This is a genomic window from Serratia sp. PGPR-27 (assembly GCF_022678525.1).
Lineage (GTDB): Bacteria > Pseudomonadota > Gammaproteobacteria > Enterobacterales > Enterobacteriaceae > Serratia > Serratia nematodiphila.
The window spans coordinates 82,093-100,667 of record NZ_JALBYS010000019.1; the positions used below are offsets into that span (position 1 = coordinate 82,093).

The 18,575-nt window shown below is 61.3% G+C and carries 9 protein-coding genes; 5 read left to right on the forward strand and 4 right to left on the reverse strand.

What is annotated here, in order from left to right:
- Positions 1-31: 31 nt before the first annotated feature.
- A complete protein-coding gene (locus MMS95_RS12550) occupies positions 32-2,941 on the reverse strand; it encodes a condensation domain-containing protein (RefSeq protein WP_242141747.1) in 2,910 nt (969 codons plus the stop codon).
- Between the two features lie 78 nt (positions 2,942-3,019).
- Positions 3,020-5,113, reverse strand: a complete 2,094-nt coding sequence (locus tag MMS95_RS12555; protein ID WP_015376338.1) for a TonB-dependent receptor — start codon at positions 5,111-5,113, stop codon at positions 3,020-3,022.
- A 533-nt stretch (positions 5,114-5,646) separates the two neighbouring features.
- On the opposite strand from MMS95_RS12555, the gene MMS95_RS12560 reads away from it, so the two are divergent.
- Entirely contained in the window at positions 5,647-7,257 is a 1,611-nt protein-coding gene (locus tag MMS95_RS12560; protein ID WP_172575074.1) for a condensation domain-containing protein, read from the forward strand.
- 64 nt (positions 7,258-7,321) lie between these two features.
- A complete protein-coding gene (locus MMS95_RS12565; RefSeq protein ID WP_118892542.1) occupies positions 7,322-10,417 on the forward strand; it encodes an amino acid adenylation domain-containing protein in 3,096 nt (1,031 codons plus the stop codon).
- Positions 10,418-10,460: 43 nt separating this feature from the next.
- Here MMS95_RS12565 and MMS95_RS12570 read toward each other — a convergent pair whose 3' ends face one another.
- Complete coding sequence (locus MMS95_RS12570; RefSeq protein ID WP_242141748.1) at positions 10,461-11,804, reverse strand: condensation domain-containing protein; 1,344 nt, start codon at positions 11,802-11,804, stop codon at positions 10,461-10,463.
- Positions 11,805-12,077: 273 nt separating this feature from the next.
- Complete coding sequence (gene gltP, locus MMS95_RS12575) at positions 12,078-13,394, reverse strand: glutamate/aspartate:proton symporter GltP (RefSeq protein WP_156866184.1); 1,317 nt, start codon at positions 13,392-13,394, stop codon at positions 12,078-12,080.
- A 901-nt stretch (positions 13,395-14,295) separates the two neighbouring features.
- Here gltP and acs point away from each other — a divergent pair.
- From acs to actP, 3 genes are all read left to right on the forward strand, one after another.
- A complete protein-coding gene (gene acs, locus MMS95_RS12580; RefSeq protein ID WP_004930044.1) occupies positions 14,296-16,254 on the forward strand; it encodes an acetate--CoA ligase in 1,959 nt (652 codons plus the stop codon).
- 91 nt (positions 16,255-16,345) lie between these two features.
- Positions 16,346-16,657 (forward strand): DUF485 domain-containing protein, encoded by a 312-nt coding sequence (locus MMS95_RS12585; RefSeq protein ID WP_004930047.1) that lies wholly within the window; start codon positions 16,346-16,348, stop codon positions 16,655-16,657.
- Positions 16,654-18,306, forward strand: coding sequence for a cation/acetate symporter ActP (gene actP / locus MMS95_RS12590; protein WP_031300213.1), 1,653 nt, complete (start codon positions 16,654-16,656; stop codon positions 18,304-18,306). The genes MMS95_RS12585 and actP overlap by 4 nt, the downstream gene beginning before the upstream one ends.
- Positions 18,307-18,575 lie beyond the last annotated feature (269 nt).

Sequence of the window (18,575 nt, forward strand, 5' to 3'; positions counted from 1 at the left end):
AAATCATGCTTTCGGTTAGAGTGAAACAACGTCATGCCTGCGGCCCGGGCGGCAGCGCCGCCAGAGCGATATCGCCAGCGATGTGCTGCGCAAACTGGGTAAAGACGTGCTGAACGCCGTCGGCGATCAGATTGGCCTGCTCCCGGCTGTAGTGATCCTGGCGGTAGGTCATCATCACCCGCAGGGATTTCGCCCCCCCCAGATCGTCTTCCATCACCTCAAACTGCAGGCCGAGCAACGATTCGGCTTTCTCCGGCTCCACCTGACGGTAGGCGATCGCGCTGCCGTCCTGCAGCCGGAACTCGCCGTTCAGTTTGATGCGGCTGTGGATCTGGATGAACACTTCAAACATGTGGTTCTTGCGGTCGGCGTCCACGCCGAACAGCCCTTCTTCCACCAGATCGATCGGAATGTCGGTGTATGGCAGCGAGCCGTTGATGGTGTTTTTCACCTGGCTGACCAAGCCGGCCACCGTCAACCCTTCGTCGAAGCGCACGCGGTGCACCACCACGGTGGTGAAGTAGCCGACGGTATCGAAGAACTCGGCGTCGTTACGGCCGGAGGTCGAAGTGCCCACCAGCAGATCCGCCGGGCCGCCAAGCAGGCGCAGCGCCAAGGTGATCCCGGCATACACCACGTTGAACAGCGAAGCGTTATTGCGGCGAGCGAGCTGATACAGGCCTTCCGCCACAGCGGGATCGACCTCGAACTCCAGCCAGCCGCCGTTGACGTCCGCCGGCGCCGGCACTGCCGGGTGGGTAGAGGGTTCTTGCCGGAAGATCGGCTGGCCGACCGGCGCGCCGCGCAGCGCATCGAGCCAGTAGTCCAGATGTTGCTGCTGCACCCCGGAGGCCCGCTGCTGCCGGGCGAAGGTGTGGAACTGCGGCGGTTGCCCGCTCCACTGCGGCGCCTGGCCGACGACGCGATGGCGGTAGGCGATGCCCAGCTCATCCATCATCAGGTTGAGCGACCATTCATCCAGCACCACATGGTGGAACAGCAGCGACAGCAGCTGCTGGCCGTTGTCCGCATCGCGCAGCAGCGTGACGCGCAGCGGCAGCTCGGCGGCCAGATCGAACCGGTGCTGGCCGACGTCGGCCAACAGGGCGGCGGCGTTGCCCGCCGGCGTCTCGTGAGAGAAGCGGAACCATGAGTAATCCGGCAGTTCGGCGGCCGGCACCACCACCTGCACCACCTCGCCCAGCTGCTCAACAAAGCGTGAACGCAGCACGGTATGGCGAGTCATGACGTCGATAAACGCCTGATGCAGCGCCGTTTCATCCACCGCATCGAAGAAGCGCAGAGAGAACGGCAGGTTGAAAATCTCGTCATGGCCGAAGGCTTCATACACCTTCCACAGCGATTCCTGCGCCAGCGACAGCGGCGCCTGCGCGCGATCATGATCGTCGGCGGCGGCCACCGGGGCATTCGGCTGCGCGACGTTCAGACGTTTGGCGTAGCCCGCCAGCCCACGCGCCGTCGGATGGCTGAACAGATCGTTAATGTTGATTTCGATTTGATGCAGGCTCAACAAGCGGCCGATCACCCGGGTGGCGACCAGCGAATGGCCGCCGCGATCGAAGAAGTCTTCATCCAGGGTCATTTCCGGCGCCACCAGCGCCTCACGGAACTCCTGCAAAATCAGCGGTGCAACGCTTTCGTCCGCCTCGCCGTTCGTCGCCGGCGCGGCCATCGCCGGGGAAGCGGCCTCAGCCGCCGGCAAGGCGACGGCAATCCGCTGCCCGGCCAGGAACGCGCTGAACTGCTCCAGCAGGAAAGGCGCCACATGGGGAGACAGGCGCGGATCGGTGACCAGCTCGAGCGTCAGCGCTTCCGCCTCTGGCAAGCCCAACAGCAGCGCCAGTTCAAACGGCGTATGCAGCGGCGGCAGCAACATGCGCTCGGCGTGAACGCCTTCCAGCCGCCACTCTGCGGCCAGATCGTCGCGCCAGGCCACCAGCAGCTGCGCCCGTTGCGGGTCCGGCTGTTCAGCCACGGCCTGCACCAGCAGCCGCTGCCCGACGTCGCTCTCGCCATGCTGCACGGTCAGGCGCATCAGCGGCGGCGCCGTCAGGCCAAGCTCCAGGCCGACGAACTCCGCCGTTTCCGCGGCCGGCACGCACAGCTGCACCGCTTGGCCGCCGGCCTGCGCGGCGACGAACTCGGCAAACCGCGCCGCCACCGCCGCCAGCAAGGCCCGCGGCGTGTCGTTGGCGGGCAACAGCGAGCGATCAATGCGCGTGACCACGCGCGCGCCCACCGGCGGCAACGCTTCAGCACGCGGCGCCGGGCTGCGGTAATCCTGCAGCGAGACCGCCTGGCGCGCCCAGGGCAGTTGCGGCTCCGTGGTTTCCGCCAGCTCGACCGGCTCCGCCGCGAAAGGCAGAGGCATCACATCCCCGTTGTAACGGGCGGACAGCATCGCCGGCAGGTGGCGCCAAGGCAGCGTTTCCGCCAGGATGTCATGCAAGACCACGCCCAAAATCACGGCATCGCCCGGCGTGAGCAACAGCAAGCCGCGCAGCGGCGCTTCGTTTTCCAGTTCAAACGGTGCCGCCTGCGCCTGCAGCAGGCAGCCAATGGCGTGCTGTTCGTCCGCCACCTGACGAAGGCTCACCGGTAACGGCGCCGAACCGGCGGCGCGTTTAATCAGCCCGTTTTCGTCATCAAAAACGTAGCGCACGTCCACGCCCGGCGTCTCCCGCACCAGCGCCTGCAGCGCCGCCGCCAGCCGGGCGATATCCACTTCCCCCGTCAGGCGCCAGGCCAGCGCCCGCTGCCCGCGTGCGTCACCCTGCTGCAGATGGGCGAACCATGCCCGCTCTTCGGCTTCGCTTACCGACCGCTCGCCGTTGGCCGACGCCGCGCCCAGCGCCTGAAACGCGCTCTCCAGCCGCTGGGCCTCTTCATCGCTCAGAATGCTGTCAAAATCACCGATCACTGCGTTATCTCCTTTGCCCGGCCGTGCCGGGATAGCGCACAAAACGGGGGACATGCGTCCCCCGTCACCGCGATAGCGTTAGAAAGTCAGCTCAACCGCCGCGCCGATCAGGCGGCCGCGCTGGAGCGTCGCCGTGTAGATGTCATTGCTTCGGATCATCTCGCGGCGGTCGGAGTCAAACAGGTTCTTCGCATACAGCGTGGCGCGGCCGTAGTCGAAGGTGTAAGCCAGCTGGGCGTTGGCCGTCCAATAGGAGCCGATGCGCCCGCGCGAGTCGTTGTCGTATTGCGAATAGTAGGAGTCGGTGAACGCCACGTTGCTGCTCAGCTCCCACCCTTTCAGGAACTGATACTTGGCCCCCATGTTGGCGGTGTAAGCCGGCGCGCGCGCCAGCTCATGCCCTTCCACGCCGCTGCCCGAGAACTTTTTGATGTCGGTTTTCAGCAGGCCGAGGTTGCCGAACAGCTCGAAGTCCCAGCGCGGCTGCCAGGTGGCGCCGATTTCCGCCCCGTAGGTTTCCACCTTGTCGGCGTTGCGGATCACGCTGGAGTTCTCACCCAGCGAGTACGGCAGCTGCATGTCTTTGTAATCGTTGTAGAAGATGTTACCCGTCAGCACCACGTTGGCGTCTTTCAGGTGATGACGGGTGTACAGCTCGTAGTTCCAGACATACTCGGAACCGTAGGTGTAGCTGACCACCGGCGTGCCGATCGTGATGCCGCCACCGCCGGCGTTATAGCCGCGTGCGATCTTGGCGCCGTAGGTTTGGGTATCCGTCGGTTTCCAGGCCACGTCCAGCTTCGGCAGGAACACGGTGTAGGTTTCATCAAAATCGATGCGCACCGCCTGGCTGCCGCCGTCGCGGCGACGGTGTTCGCGTTCCAGACGGCTGGCGGCGGTCACGTCCACCTGCGGCGTCAGCGCATAGGTCAGCTCGGCGAACGCCGAATGGGTATCGGTTTTATCCTTGAAGGTCGAGCCGCCGAAAATGTTGACGAACTCATCCTGCGTGCCGTGGAAGTAACGCAGCCCCGCCAGCCCGTGCAGGCGGCTGTCCGCGCCACCGAAGCGCACCACCGGCTCCACGTGAACTTCCTGGCCGTCGATCTCGGCGTATTGGATGTTGTAAGCGGTAGGACGGTTGATGTTGAAATCGGTGTAGATAACGCGGTTTTCAAACGTCAGCGCATCGGAGGCCTCCCAGGCCAGATCCCAGATAGTGCTGTTCATGTTGCTTTTGAACACGGCGCGGCGCGGATCGTGACGCGGATTGGTCGGATGCGGCTGCGGGTTGAGGCTTTCGTTTTGCGGTGCGGTGCTGCCGAAGTGGTTAAAGGTCAGCTTAGTGGTCAGATCGCGCAGGCCGGCCGGATTGAACAACAGCTTGGCGCGGGCGGTGGTGGCTTCCACTTCACGCGGATCGCCCACTGGCGCATAGGCCGGCAGGTCAGCCTCGCTGCGGCGGCGCTGGCGATCGACGCTGACGCGGAACGCCAGCTGATCCTCCACCAGCGGGCCGGACGCCATGGCGGCCAACTGTGACGAGTGCTGGTTGCCGGCTCCGCCCTTGAAGGCGCTTTCCCATTCGAAGGTCGGGTCTTTACTGGCCATGACGATGGCGCCGGCGATGGCGTTGCGCCCCTGGATGTAGCTTTGCGGGCCGAGGAACACTTCGACGCGATCCAGATCCCACAGCGACTGCGGGCCGAACGCCTGTTCGTTATAGGTCAGCGAACGGCCGTCCAACGACAGATTGAGGCGCGGGCGGGTGCCGCTGAGGAAAGCATTGGCCCCGACGTTCGGGCCGGAACCGTCGATACCGCGCACGGTCGGCAGTTCGTTGCCGATGCCCAGATCCACCACGTTGGGGGTCATGCGCAGCAGATCGGGGATCTGCACCGCGTCGGGCATCGAGGCGATGCGGTTGCTGTCGAACACCTGCACGCTGGAGCCGGTGTCGAAAATGGAACGTTTGATCTTCTCACCGGTGACCAGCAGCGTTTCCGCGTCCTGGTAGGTTTCGTTGCTCTTCGTTTCCGCCGCGTTGACGTTACCGATCGCCAGTGAACACACGCCTAAAAATACCGAGGAAAACGCCCCAATGGCTCTTAACCCCGCCTTTTCCCCGTTTCCTACGCTTTCATGCCGTTGAGCCGCAAAATGCTTGCCCATAGATGTCTTCTCCTTTCATCCCAGAGGTGCACAAAATTTGATTTTTTTTACACAACCTACATCGACACTCACACAGACCATGACGCTGCGGCCTTCCCGGCCTTGCTGTTGCTTATCCCTGCGGCAAACCCATGTCTTTCGCGGCCGAACGGGCGCGGCCCGTCCACGGCCAAGCCGCCGGCGGAGCGGCCGACGGCTTGTATAAAAACGTAAAATAATGTTAAGAATGATAATATTTTGCATTTTCTAATGCAAATCATTATCAATAAAGGTGTGAGAGCGGCCACGATAACCGCCAGAAAACCTTATACTTTCGCAGGTAAAACAAGCGCTGCAATAACAGACAATAATTACAATACTAAGAATAATATGAATAAATTATTCACACCCAACCCCATGCCTGCCCGTTACAGCTAAAACCCCTTATAGATAGCACCCTCGCGTCAAATGGATCAAATAATAATAATTTTCATTCCTATTAACATTTGGATATATTCTTGCAGTCTCGTTGGCTGAATCAAAATGGATACCCGATGAAAGCTTTGACCACGATGCAGGCCGCCTATTGGGTTGGCCGACAGTCCGCTCCCCCTCTGGGCGGCATGGCCGCCCATCTTTATGCGGAATTCGACGGCGGCGAGCTGAACATCGCCCGGCTGCGCCAGGCCGTCGAGGCGTTGTACCTGCGCCATCCGCTGCTGCGCCTGCGCATTACCGACGATGGCAGGCAGACGATCGCACCTCCCGGCTCCCGGCATACTTTGCATCTCGACGACTGGCGACACGCCGATGAAGCAACGCTGACAGCCGCGCTCGCCGCCAAACGCCAGGCGAAAAGCACCCAGTTGCTGCCGCTGGAACAGGGCGTTCCCTGCGATATCAGCCTGAGCCTGTTGCCGGAAGGACGCAGCCGCCTGCATGTCGATCTCGACATGATCGCCGGCGATGCCATGAGCTTTCGCCTGTTGATGGAAGATCTGACGGCGTTTTATCACCAGTGTCCGGCGGCCCCAGCCCATGACGCGCCGCCGGCCTACTTCGATCACCTCGAACGACGCGACGCCGACGTGGCGCTGCGCCAACGGCGCGAACGCGGCCAGCGTTGGTGGCGTGAACGCCTGGCGCAGATGCCGCCGGCGCCGCGCCTGCTGCGCACGCCGGACCGCTGCCGCAGCGATCGCCTGGCCATACAGCTGAATGCAGAAGAAAGCCGCGCGCTGGAAAACGTCGCCAAACGGCATCACACCTCCCTCTCGACGCTGTTTCTGGCGCTGTTCGCGCTGGCCGTCGGCCAGGGTTGGAACATGACGCGCTTCCGGCTCAACGTGCCGCTGTTCCACCGCGAGAGCGAACGGGAGGACGCACATCGCCTCATCGGCGATTTCTCTAACCTGGTGCTGCTCGGCGTGGAACTGAACCCGACGGAAAACCTGAACGCCTTCTGCCGGCGCCTGATGACGCAGCTGGCGGAGCTGATCGAGCATGCGGATTACCCCGGCGTCAGCGTGATGCGCGATCTGTCGCGCCTGCACGGCAGCCTGCAGCCTTCGCCGGTGGTGTTTACCGCCGGTTTCGGCATCCGCGGCAAAACGCTGTTTTCCGAACGGGTCACCAACACCTTTGGCCGTCTCGGTTGGGTGATCTCTCAGGGGCCGCAGGTGGCGCTGGATGCGCAGGTCGCCCACGTCGACGACGGCATTCTGATCAACTGGGACGTGCGGCTGGACGCGTTCCCCGAGCAGGTGCTGCCGCGCCTGCTGGCCTGTTACCGGGCGCTGCTGCACCTGGCCGCGCGGCAAGCGGGGGCATTCGATCGCCCGCTGTCGCAGCTGCTGGCGCAATGCACGCCCGACGCGCTGGCGCAGCAGGCGCCGGTGCGCCAGGTGCTGCACCGGCTGCTGGCGCGGGTGGCTCCCGAGGCCAGTGTGCGCGACCACGACGATATCCGCCGGTTGGCCTTGCCGGATGCCGGGGTGAACGCGCTGCTGACGGTGCTCAACAAGTATCTGGCGGCGGCGCTGACGGCGCAGGATCTGACGGCGCATCCCTCCCCGGCTGCGCTGGCGGCGTTGATCTGCCAACGGTCGCCCGAGGCAGGAAGGCATGCGAAAACGCTGCTCGCCGCGCTGGCGCCGCAGCACTGAGATCGGTTTCCGGGCGCACGGCGCCCGGCTCGTTTTAATCGGTTAGCGACTATAGGGAAGTACCATGGAGACAGCTTTAACCGCACTGCAGCAGGCCTATCTTCTGGGCCGCAGCGATCGATGGCCGCTCGGCGGCGTGGCGATGCACGACTTTCGCGAATACCGCGCCCGGCAGCTGGACGTACCGCGCCTTGAAGCGCGCCTGACCGAGCTGGTACAGCACTACCCGGCGCTTCGCACCTGCATCGATGTGCAGCGCGGCACGCAGCACGTACGCCCGGAGGTGACGCTGCATCTGGATCGCCACGATCTGCGCGCCCTTGATGGCGAAACGGCGCAGCGCCAGGTCGAACAACTGCGCGAGCGTTACTCCCACCAGCGCCACGATCCGAGCCAACCGCTGTGGCGCATCGCCGTGATCCAACTTGCCGAACAGCAGGATCCGACGGGATCGCCGTACGATACGCTGATCTTTACCAGCTTTGATGCCTTGATCCTCGACGGCCAGGGGATCTCCACCGTGATCGCGCGCCTGTTCGACGATCGCCCTCTGACGTCGACCGCCGCCGCACTGGCGCCCCCCGCCGCATCGGCGGCGCAGCGCCAGGCCGATGCCGCCTACTGGCGTGAAAAGCTGCAAGATGTCACCACCCCGTCGGCACTGCCGTGGCGCGCCCCGCTCGCCAATCTCACCTCATCACGCTATCGCCGCGCCACCCTGACGCTGCCGCGCGATACGGTAAAACAGCTTGGCCGCCTGGGATCGCCGCATGCGCTGCTGCGCAACAGCCTGCTGTCGGCGCTGGTCCTCGATACGCTGGCCCACTGGACCACCGACGGTGAGCTGTGCGTCGGGGTGCCGGTAGCGTTCCCCGCCGCCGATGGTGCCCTGGGCAACGCCTCCAGCTTCGTGGCGGTGCGCTATTCCCGTCACGGTGAAGACTTTATCCAGCGCGCGCAAGCCCTGCAGGACGATGTGCTCGGCGCGCTCGACCACCTGACGTTTTCCGGCGTCGATCTGGCGCGGCAGTTACTCGGCCAAAGCCAGGGCGGCCCGGCGCTGCCGGTGATCCTGACCAACTGTCTGGGTTGGGAAACGCTGCCGGCCGAGGCGCCGGTGCGCTTTCACGACGGCCTGACCCAAACGCCGCAGGTCGCCATCGATATTCGCCTGACGCTGGACAGCGAAAAAAACCTGCAGCTGTGCGTGGACTACGCCGAACAGGCGCTGCACGGCGAGCAGGTAGAAGCCATGCTGGCGGCGTTGCAGCGACGCATCCTGCGCAGTTGCCAACGCGCCGACCTGGCGATCGCGCCGCGAGATTTCATCGATCTGGCGCATTATCGCCACAACGACAGCGAAGCGAATTACGCGCCTTATCCTTATCTGGCGCAGCTGGCCGAGCGGCTGTTTGGCGCACAAAACGGCGGTAACGCGCTGATCTGCGGTGAACAGACGCTGACCTACCGCGAACTGGGCCAGCGGATCGCCACGGCGATCGCCAACCTGCAGAGCCGCGGCGTGCAGCCGGGCAACGTGGTGGCGCTGTATCTGCCGCGCAGCCCAGAACAGATCATCTTCAGCCTCGCCTGCGCCCTGCAGGGGGTGATCTGGGTGCCTATCGATATCAACTCACCGCCGGAACGCACCGCCTACCTGCTGGAGAACTGCCGGCCAACGCTGGTGGTGCACGGCGGCGATCTGGAGACGCCGATCGGCGTGACGCCGGCGATCCTGCTGGCGCCGACGGATCGCGCGCCTGCGCTGCCGGATGAACAGACGTTGGTGGAACGCAGCGCCAGCCTGGCCGCAAGCTACTACCTGTATACCTCCGGCACCACCGGCAAGCCCAAATGCGTGGTGCTCAACAACCGCGCCACCGCCAACGTTATCCACCAGACCCAGCAGCGCTGGGCGGTCACCGCCGACGACGTGTTCATTTCCGTCACGCCGCCGCACCATGACATGTCGATGTTCGATCTGTTCGGTTCGCTGTGCGCCGGCGCTACGCTGGTGCTGCCGGCGCCGCATCAGGAAAAAGACGCCATCAGCTGGAACCAGCTGGTGGAAAAACATCGGGTCAGCCTGTGGTGTTCGGTGCCGGCCATTCTGGAGATGCTGCTCACCTGCAAAACGGCCGACAGCCTGCGTTCGCTGCGCCTGGTGGCGCAAGGCGGCGACTACATCAAGCCGGCGACGGTGCAAACCCTGCGAACCCTGCGCCCGGATCTCGCGCTGTTCTCGCTCGGCGGGCCGACCGAAACCACCATCTGGAGCATCTGGCACCCGATCGCCCCGCAGGAGAGCGGCACCGTGCCTTACGGCCGCCCGCTGCCCGCCAACCGTTATTTCATCTGCCATGACGACGGCAGCCACTGCCCGGCCGGCGTGGTCGGCCGCATCCATACCGCCGGGGTGAACCTGGCGTTGGGCTACCTGGAGCAAGGGGAGCTGAAGCAGCACGATTTCATCACCCTCGAAGGGCCGGACGGACAACCGCTGCGCGCTTTCCGCACTGGCGATCAGGGCTACTACCGTGCGGACGGCAACATCATGTTCGCCACCCGAGTGAACGGCTATGTGAAGATCCGCGGCGTGCGCGTCTCGCTGCCGGAAATCGAAGACGTGCTGCGCCGCCATCCGGCGATCCTGGATATGGTAGTGGTGGATTATCCCAGCGGAGAGAACAACGAGGCGGCGCTCGGCGCCCTGTATCTGACCCGTGACGGCAAACCGCTGCCGCTGTCCGAGATCCGCGCCTTCGCCACCGGCTATCTGCCCTGTACCCATATTCCGACGCGCTTTATCCATGCCGAGGCGCTGCCGCTGTCTGCCAACGGTAAAACCGACCGCCATCGCATCCGCGCCGACCTGAGCCACCAGCAAACCGCGCCGGCGTTAAACGCCTGCGCGGCCCCGCCGCCGAACGCGCCGCTGGCGCGCAGCGCCGAGATCCTGACCATTTACTGGCAGGCGATCGGCGTGACCCCGCGCCCGGAATGGGGGGAAGAGACGGCGTTTATCGCCATGGGGCTGAAGCTGCCGCATATCAAACAGGTGGCCTCACGCCTCAATGACGCTTTCGGCACCCGTCTGGTAAGCAGTTCGCTCTTGCCGTGCAAGAACGCGCGCGAAGTGGCGGCGTTGCTGGCCAGCTGAAGTCCTGCCACTCGGGCGGGAGCACCCTCCCGCCCGCACTTTCTCAGGCGGGCAACGCCGTCAGGGCCGCCAGCGGTTGCTCCCAGGCTTCCCGCTGCAGCGCACGCAACAGAAATTCTTGCAGCGCCTCGCCATAGTCCAGCGCATCCTCCGTCGGAAACTGCTCCAGATAGATATCGATATCCACCTGCAGATCGCGGGCGTCGGTGCGGCCGCGATAAGTCAGGTTGAAACCGTCGCCCGAGCCGCCGGCCAATACGCTGCGCGTACCGCTGCAGCCGGTAAAACGGGGCGTATCGAAGGGTTGCACGTTGATGAAAGGGGAAATAAAGAAGCGCGAGTCCGGATCCACGCCGCGATCGGCGGCCAGTTGGCGCAGGCGGTAGCCGGCGTGGCTGCGCAGCTCCCGCAGCTGCTGCGTCAGCGTGGTGAGAAAGCTCCCCAGCGTCTCCGCTTGCGGCGGTGACACCAGCAGCGGCAGGGTATTGACCGCCAGCGAAGGCACGTTGGTGGCGGCCTGCCCACGGCGATTCAGCGCCGGCATCCACATCGGCAGCGTATCGCCCTGCCGGGTACCGCGCGGCATCACCTGAAACAGCCAGGCCGCCGACAGCGCCACCAGCAAGTCGGGCCAATTGATGCCACTGCGTTCCGACTGCTGCGCCAGACGTTGCGCGACTTCTGTCGGCAACCGACGGTTGACGCTCAGGCGTCGCACGCCATACTCCCTGCCGCCCTTGCGCACCGTCGGCAACGCCTGCGACGGCGGCAGATAGCTCTGCCAAAAGCGCCGATCGCGCTCGCATCGCTCAGAATCAGCGTAGGCCAGCTCGGCCTGTTGAAAGACATTAAAGGCACCCAGGGGCATACCCGCGTTGCCCTGGCCGAGGTAGTGCGCATATAACGCGGCGCAGCGGTGTTCGATCAGGGCCATACCGAAGCCATCAATCAGAATATGGTGCGCACGCACGTACCAGAGGTAGCGCTCCGGCTCCAGTTTGAGCAGCCAGGCTGCGGCTAGCGGCTCGCTATGCAGCGCCCGGCGCTGCGCGATATCTTCGCGCATCAGGTTTTGCGCCGCCTGCCAGGGATCGCCGTGCGTTTGCAGATCGATGCGTTGCAATGGCGGTGTGCACTGTGGATCGTAACGCAACGACGGAGGAGCGTCGCCATGCCGCTCACCAAAGCGCAAGGCAAACGCCTGCGTCTCGGCAAGAGTGGTGGCGATCGCCCGGCAGAGCGTCTCTTCCTCTACCGCGCCGCACAGTTCGGTGCAGTGTGCGACGGTGGACAGGGGCTGCCCGGGGTGCAAGGTGTGTTCTTCCCAGAAATCAAGCTGCGCTGGCGCCAGCGGCAACCATTCAGAGGCCAAAGCGGTGTCCGACATGTTACCTACCTTTGATAAGCCTGAATAAAGACGCCGAACGGGCGTAACCCCACCGTTCAACGGCTTTGCGTGTCTCCATACATCATTAAATGAAAATGATAATAACATCTATTATCATTTTTATTAATTTGGTAACACTTTAGATTCTGTTAAGCGGGGATGCAAGTCGCGCAGTAGGACAGAGAAAAGAAAGTGGCCGGTTGAAGAGCCATAAAAACAAAACGCCCCGGCACAACTGCCTGGGGCGTTTTCAACGTCGGCGATACTCGGTAATTAGGCCTGGTTGGCCGGCTTCACCTTCTGCGTCAGGAACTCCGTTTCGTAGGCCAGCGCCTTCTTGCGATCGAACTGGTGCTCCCACTTGGCGATCACCAATACCGCCAGCGCGTTACCCACCACGTTCAGCGCAGTGCGCGCCATATCCAGGATACGGTCCACGCCGGCGATGAACGCCAGGCCTTCCAACGGAATGCCGACGCTGCCCAGGGTGGCCAGCAGTACCACGAACGAGACGCCCGGCACGCCGGCGATCCCTTTCGAGGTCACCATCAGCGTCAGCACCAGCACGATCTCCTGCCCCAACGACAGCTCGATGCCGTACAGCTGGGCAATAAAGATGGCGGCGATGCTCTGGTACAGCGTCGAGCCATCCAGGTTAAAGGAGTAACCCGTCGGCACCACGAAGCTGGTGATCGACTTGGGCGCGCCATAAGCCTCCATCTTTTCGATGATGCGCGGCAGCACCGTTTCCGAACTGGCGGTGGAATAAGCCAGGATCAGTTCGTCTTTCAGGATGCGGATCAGCGTCCAGATGCGCAGGTTGCACAGCCGGGCGACCGCCCCCAGCACCACCAGGGCGAAGAACGCAATGGCGAAGTACACCAGCACCACCAGCTTGGCCAGCGGCAGCAGCGAAGCGAAACCGAAGTTGGCTACCGTGACCGCAATCAGGCCAAACACCCCGATCGGCGCATAGCGCATAATCATGTGGGTGACTTTGAACATGCTCTCGGACACCGCCTTGAACACCTTCAGCAGCGGCTCTTTGGTCTCTTTCGGCAACGACGACAACCCCAGGCCGAACAGCACCGAGAAGAAGATAATCGGCAACATGTCACCCTTGGCCATCGACGAGAAGACGTTCGACGGGATCAGCGACAGAATGGTCGCCACCAGACTGTGCGAACCGCTTTGCACCTGTTCGGTGGTTTTCTCGTACTGCGAAATGTCCACCGTGGTCAGCGTCGACATATCGATGCCGTGGCCGGGTTGGAAAACGTTGGCCAAGGTGAGCCCCACCACGATGGCGACGGTGGTGATCACTTCGAAGTAGATAATGGTTTTCAATCCGATGCGGCCCAGCTTTTTCGCATCCCCCACGCCGGCAATACCGACGATCAGCGTGGAAATAACGATCGGCACCACAATCATCTTGATCAAACGAATAAAGATATCACCCGCCGGGCTGAGAATATTACTCACTAGCCACTCACGAGATTCGGTCTGGTTGTGCAATACCGCGCCAACAATAATACCCAGTACCAACGCGATCAGGATTTGCCAAGCCAGGCTAATTTTTACACTTTTCATACCCAAAAAGTCCTCAAAGACTCTTTGCGCCGTACAAAGTCGCAACACGGCGAAAAGAATACTTAATCATTTATTACAGGCTTATGTTAATTCAGTGGAAGCGTTCACCTGCCCTGGGTGCGACGCAGTATAAATCTGTATCATCCGGGCGGCATGCTCTGCAAGCCTTGATTTGTCAGGCTTGAGCGCTGAATCGAATCACAAAAATTTCGCGTAACTATTTCAAATGGCATAATTGCTTGTTATTAAAAACATAATTTTTCATATAATGAAGTACATAACCGCGCCGACGACGATTTTTTGAACGCGATTAAAATGCGTTATTTTTCGTCCATTCTGCATATTTAATCCGCATCATATGTTTATATTTTGTTACTCAAAAGTCAAATAAATGAGAATTGGCCGAGTGACACTTTCGTCCATAAATGCAGCGCCACTTTATATTTCGATTAAAAATCGAACGATACCGCAGGATGAATGCCACAGGGTATTTCCCGAGTTTTCATCAGGAATTAAGCGTTAATAAAACGTTATTTCACGCTGTGCAGTCCATCGTTATATCGTGCTAATGCCAACTTAGAATATTAATAGCGAAAAACAACCCAAAAAGATTTATAGCGAGAAATAATGGCGGCCCTGATCGTATCTATTAATTTCGCGGCAGTTGAGTCCGTTTTGGTTTATTCTTTTTTGTTCTTTATATAAGTGTTTTTGGTTAAAAACGTGGGTTTATGAGGATTTAAGCACCAAAGAGATAGATACGCCCTGCAAATGCGACAGAACGATTACAAATCAATATCTTTGTTGCGTGATCTGCCGCGCAAAAAAGAAACAAAGAATCGTAGCAAACTATACTTAACCTTCAGTTGACATATCATTAACAACTTCAAGGAGAAAAGCTATGAGCCAACTGCATAAACACGCTATTCCTTCTGCAATTGCAGAACGCGCCCTGATTAATCCGGCACAATACCAACAGTATTATCAACAGTCGGTTCAAGACCCAGAGGCTTTCTGGGGTGAGCATGGAAAAATCCTGGATTGGATCAAACCCTATACCAAAGTTAAAAATACCTCGTTCGATCCGGGCCACGTCAGCATTCGCTGGTTTGAAGACGGCACCTTGAACCTGGCGGCCAACTGCCTGGACCGCCATCTGGCCGAGCGCGGTGACCAAACCGCCATTATCTGGGAAGGCGATGACCCGACCCAATCCAAAAAGGTGACTTACAAACAGCTGCACCACGATGTCTGCCAATTCGCCAACGTGCTGAAACAGCTCGGCGTTAAAAAAGGCGACGTGGTGGCCATCTATATGCCGATGGTGCCGGAAGCGGCGGTCGCCATGCTGGCCTGCGCGCGCATCGGCGCCGTACATTCGGTGATCTTCGGCGGCTTCTCGCCGGAAGCCGTCGCCGGGCGCATTATCGACTCCAACGCCAAACTGGTGATCACCGCCGATGAAGGCCTGCGCGCCGGCCGCGCCGTGCCGCTGAAAAAGAACGTCGACGATGCGCTGAAAAATCCCGGCGTGGTCAGCGTGGCCAACGTGGTGGTATTCAAACGCACCGGTAAACCGGGCTACTGGCAGGAAGGGCGCGATCTGTGGTGGCATGAGCTGACCCAGGGCGTCTCCGCAGACTGCCCGCCGGAAGAAGTGAACGCCGAAGATCCGCTGTTCATCCTGTACACCTCCGGTTCGACCGGCAAGCCGAAAGGCGTGCTGCACACCACCGGCGGCTACCTGGTCTACGCTGCGATGACCTTTAAGTATGTGTTCGACTACCACGACGGCGACATTTACTGGTGCACCGCCGACGTGGGCTGGGTCACCGGCCACAGCTATCTGCTGTACGGCCCGCTGGCCTGCGGTGCCACCACGCTGATGTTCGAAGGCGTGCCTAACTATCCGGGCGTCAATCGCCTGTCGCAGGTGATCGACAAACACCAGGTCAACATTCTGTATACCGCACCGACCGCCATTCGCGCGTTGATGGCCGAAGGCGACAAGGCGATCGAAGGCACCCGACGCGATTCGCTGCGCATCATGGGCTCGGTCGGCGAACCGATCAACCCGGAAGCCTGGGAGTGGTATTACAACAAGATCGGCAACGCGAGATGCCCGATCGTCGACACCTGGTGGCAAACCGAAACCGGCGGCTTCATGATTACCCCGCTGCCGGGCGCCACTGAGCTGAAAGCCGGTTCCGCCACGCGGCCGTTCTTTGGCGTACAGCCGGCGCTGGTCGATAACGTCGGCACGCCGCAGGAAGGCGCCTGCGAAGGCAACCTGGTGATCGTCGATTCCTGGCCGGGCCAGGCGCGCACCCTGTTCGGCGATCATGATCGCTTCGAGCAAACTTACTTCTCGACCTTCAAAGGCATGTACTTCAGCGGTGACGGCGCCCGCCGCGACGAGGACGGTTACTACTGGATCACCGGCCGCGTCGACGACGTGCTGAACGTCTCCGGCCACCGTCTGGGCACCGCCGAGATCGAGTCCGCGCTGGTATCGCACCCGAAAATCGCCGAAGCGGCGGTGGTCGGCATTCCTCACAACATCAAAGGCCAGGCGATCTACGCCTACATCACGCTGAACCACGGCGAAGAACCGACGCCGGAGCTCTATACCGAAGTGCGCAACTGGGTGCGCAAAGAGATAGGGCCGATCGCTACGCCGGATGTGCTGCACTGGACAGACTCACTGCCCAAAACGCGCTCCGGCAAGATCATGCGGCGCATCCTGCGCAAAATTGCCGCCGGCGACACCAGCAACCTGGGGGATACCTCCACGCTGGCGGATCCGGCCGTAGTCGACAAGCTGTTGGAAGAAAAACAATCAATGAAAGTGCCGTCATAATTTACGCCGCTTCAGGCCGCTCATTCGGATAACGCGCCGTTGAGCGGCCCTGGCGCGGCGTACTCTCTCAATACCGACTGGAGACACTCTGATGAATGACACCATTTATCAAGGGATTGAAGAAAACCCGCGCTTTAAAGAGCTGGTGAGAAAACGCGGCCGGTTCGCCTGGCTGCTTTCGCTGATTACGCTGGCGCTGTACGTCGGCTTTATTTTGTTGATCGCCTTCGATCCACAATGGCTCGGTACGCCGATCGCCGCCGGATCGACCATCACCCGCGGGATCCCGGTCGGCGTCGGGTTGATCGTGATCTCTTTCGTCTTGACCGGGATCTACGTGTTTCGCGCCAACGGCGAGTTCGATCGCCTCACCGCAGAGATCCTGCGCGAGGTGAAACAATGAAGCGCTTATTGTCCGCCACCGCGCTGCTGTTACTGCCGGGCCTGGCCTGCGCCGACGCCATTGGCGGCGAGGTGCATCGCCAGCCGCTGAACATCCAGGCGATCGTGATGTTTATCCTGTTTGTCGGTGCCACCCTGTACATCACCTACTGGGCGTCCAAACGCACCCGTTCCCGTCAGGACTACTACACCGCGGGCGGGCGCATTACCGGCCTGCAAAACGGCCTGGCGATCGCCGGTGACTTCATGTCCGCCGCCTCGTTCCTCGGCATCTCCGCATTGGTCTACACCTCGGGCTATGACGGGCTGATCTACTCCATCGGCTTCCTCATCGGCTGGCCGATCATTCTGTTCCTGATCGCGGAACGCCTGCGCAATCTCGGCCGCTATACCTTCGCCGATGTCGCCTCTTACCGTCTGCAGCAGAAACCGATCCGCACCCTCTCGGCCTGCGGCTCGTTGGTAGTGGTGGCGCTATATCTGATCGCGCAGATGGTCGGCGCCGGTAAACTGATCCAGCTGCTGTTCGGGCTCAACTACCACGTGGCGGTGATCCTGGTCGGCATTCTGATGGTGCTGTACGTGCTGTTCGGCGGCATGCTGGCCACCACCTGGGTGCAGATCATCAAAGCGGTGCTGCTGCTGGCCGGCGCCAGCTTTATGGCGCTGATGGTGATGAAGTCGGTCAACTTCGACTTCAATACCCTGTTCGCCGAAGCGGTGAAGGTGCATCCGAAAGGCATCGCCATCATGAGCCCCGGCGGGCTGGTGTCCGATCCGATTTCCGCGCTGTCGCTTGGCCTGGCGCTGATGTTCGGCACCGCCGGCCTGCCGCACATCCTGATGCGTTTCTTCACCGTGAGTGACGCCAAGGAAGCGCGCAAGAGCGTGTTCTACGCCACCGGCTTTATCGGTTACTTCTATATCCTGACCTTTATCATCGGCTTCGGCGCCATCTTGCTGGTTAGCGCCAATCCGGCGTTCAAAGACGCCACCGGCGCGCTGCTGGGCGGCACCAACATGGCGGCGGTGCACCTGGCCAATGCCGTTGGCGGCAACTTCTTCCTCGGCTTTATCTCGGCGGTGGCGTTCGCCACCATTCTGGCGGTGGTTGCAGGCCTGACGCTGGCCGGCGCCTCGGCCGTGTCCCATGACCTGTACGCCAGCGTGATTAAAAATGGCAAGGCGACCGAGCGCGATGAGCTGAAGGTCTCCAAGATCACTGTCGTGGTATTGGGGCTGGTCGCCATTGCCCTGGGGATTTTGTTCGAGAAGCAGAATATCGCCTTTATGGTCGGGCTGGCGTTCTCCATCGCCGCCAGCTGTAACTTCCCTATCATTATCCTGTCGATGTACTGGTCGCGTTTGACGACTCGCGGCGCGATGATTGGCGGCTGGCTGGGTCTGTTAACGGCGGTGATTCTGATGATCCTCGGCCCGACGATCTGGGTGCAGATCCTCGGCCATGAGAAACCGATTTATCCGTATGAATACCCGGCGTTGTTCTCGATGATCGTGGCCTTTGTCGGCACCTGGCTGTTCTCGATCACCGACAGCTCGCTGGCCGGGCAGCAGGAACGGGAACGCTTCCGGGCCCAGTTTGTCCGTTCGCAAACCGGGCTGGGCATCTCTCAGGGCAGCTCGCATTGATCGAATAATAAGTGAAAAAAGCAAACACACCCTAATCAAAGGCCCTTCGGGGCCTTTTCTCTGGCTCGCTGGCGGAGAATAAGGAGGAGGGGGAAAACCGCGCAGCGTAGCTGCGCTTTTTTACGTTTTACGCATAGCAAAAAGCCCTGAACGTCAGTTCAGGGCTTTCGGCTTTGTTTGATGCCTGGCAGTTTATGGCGGGCGTCCTGCCCGCCCCCCTTCGGGCCGTTGCTTCGCAACGTTCAAATCCGCTCCCGGCGGATTTGTCC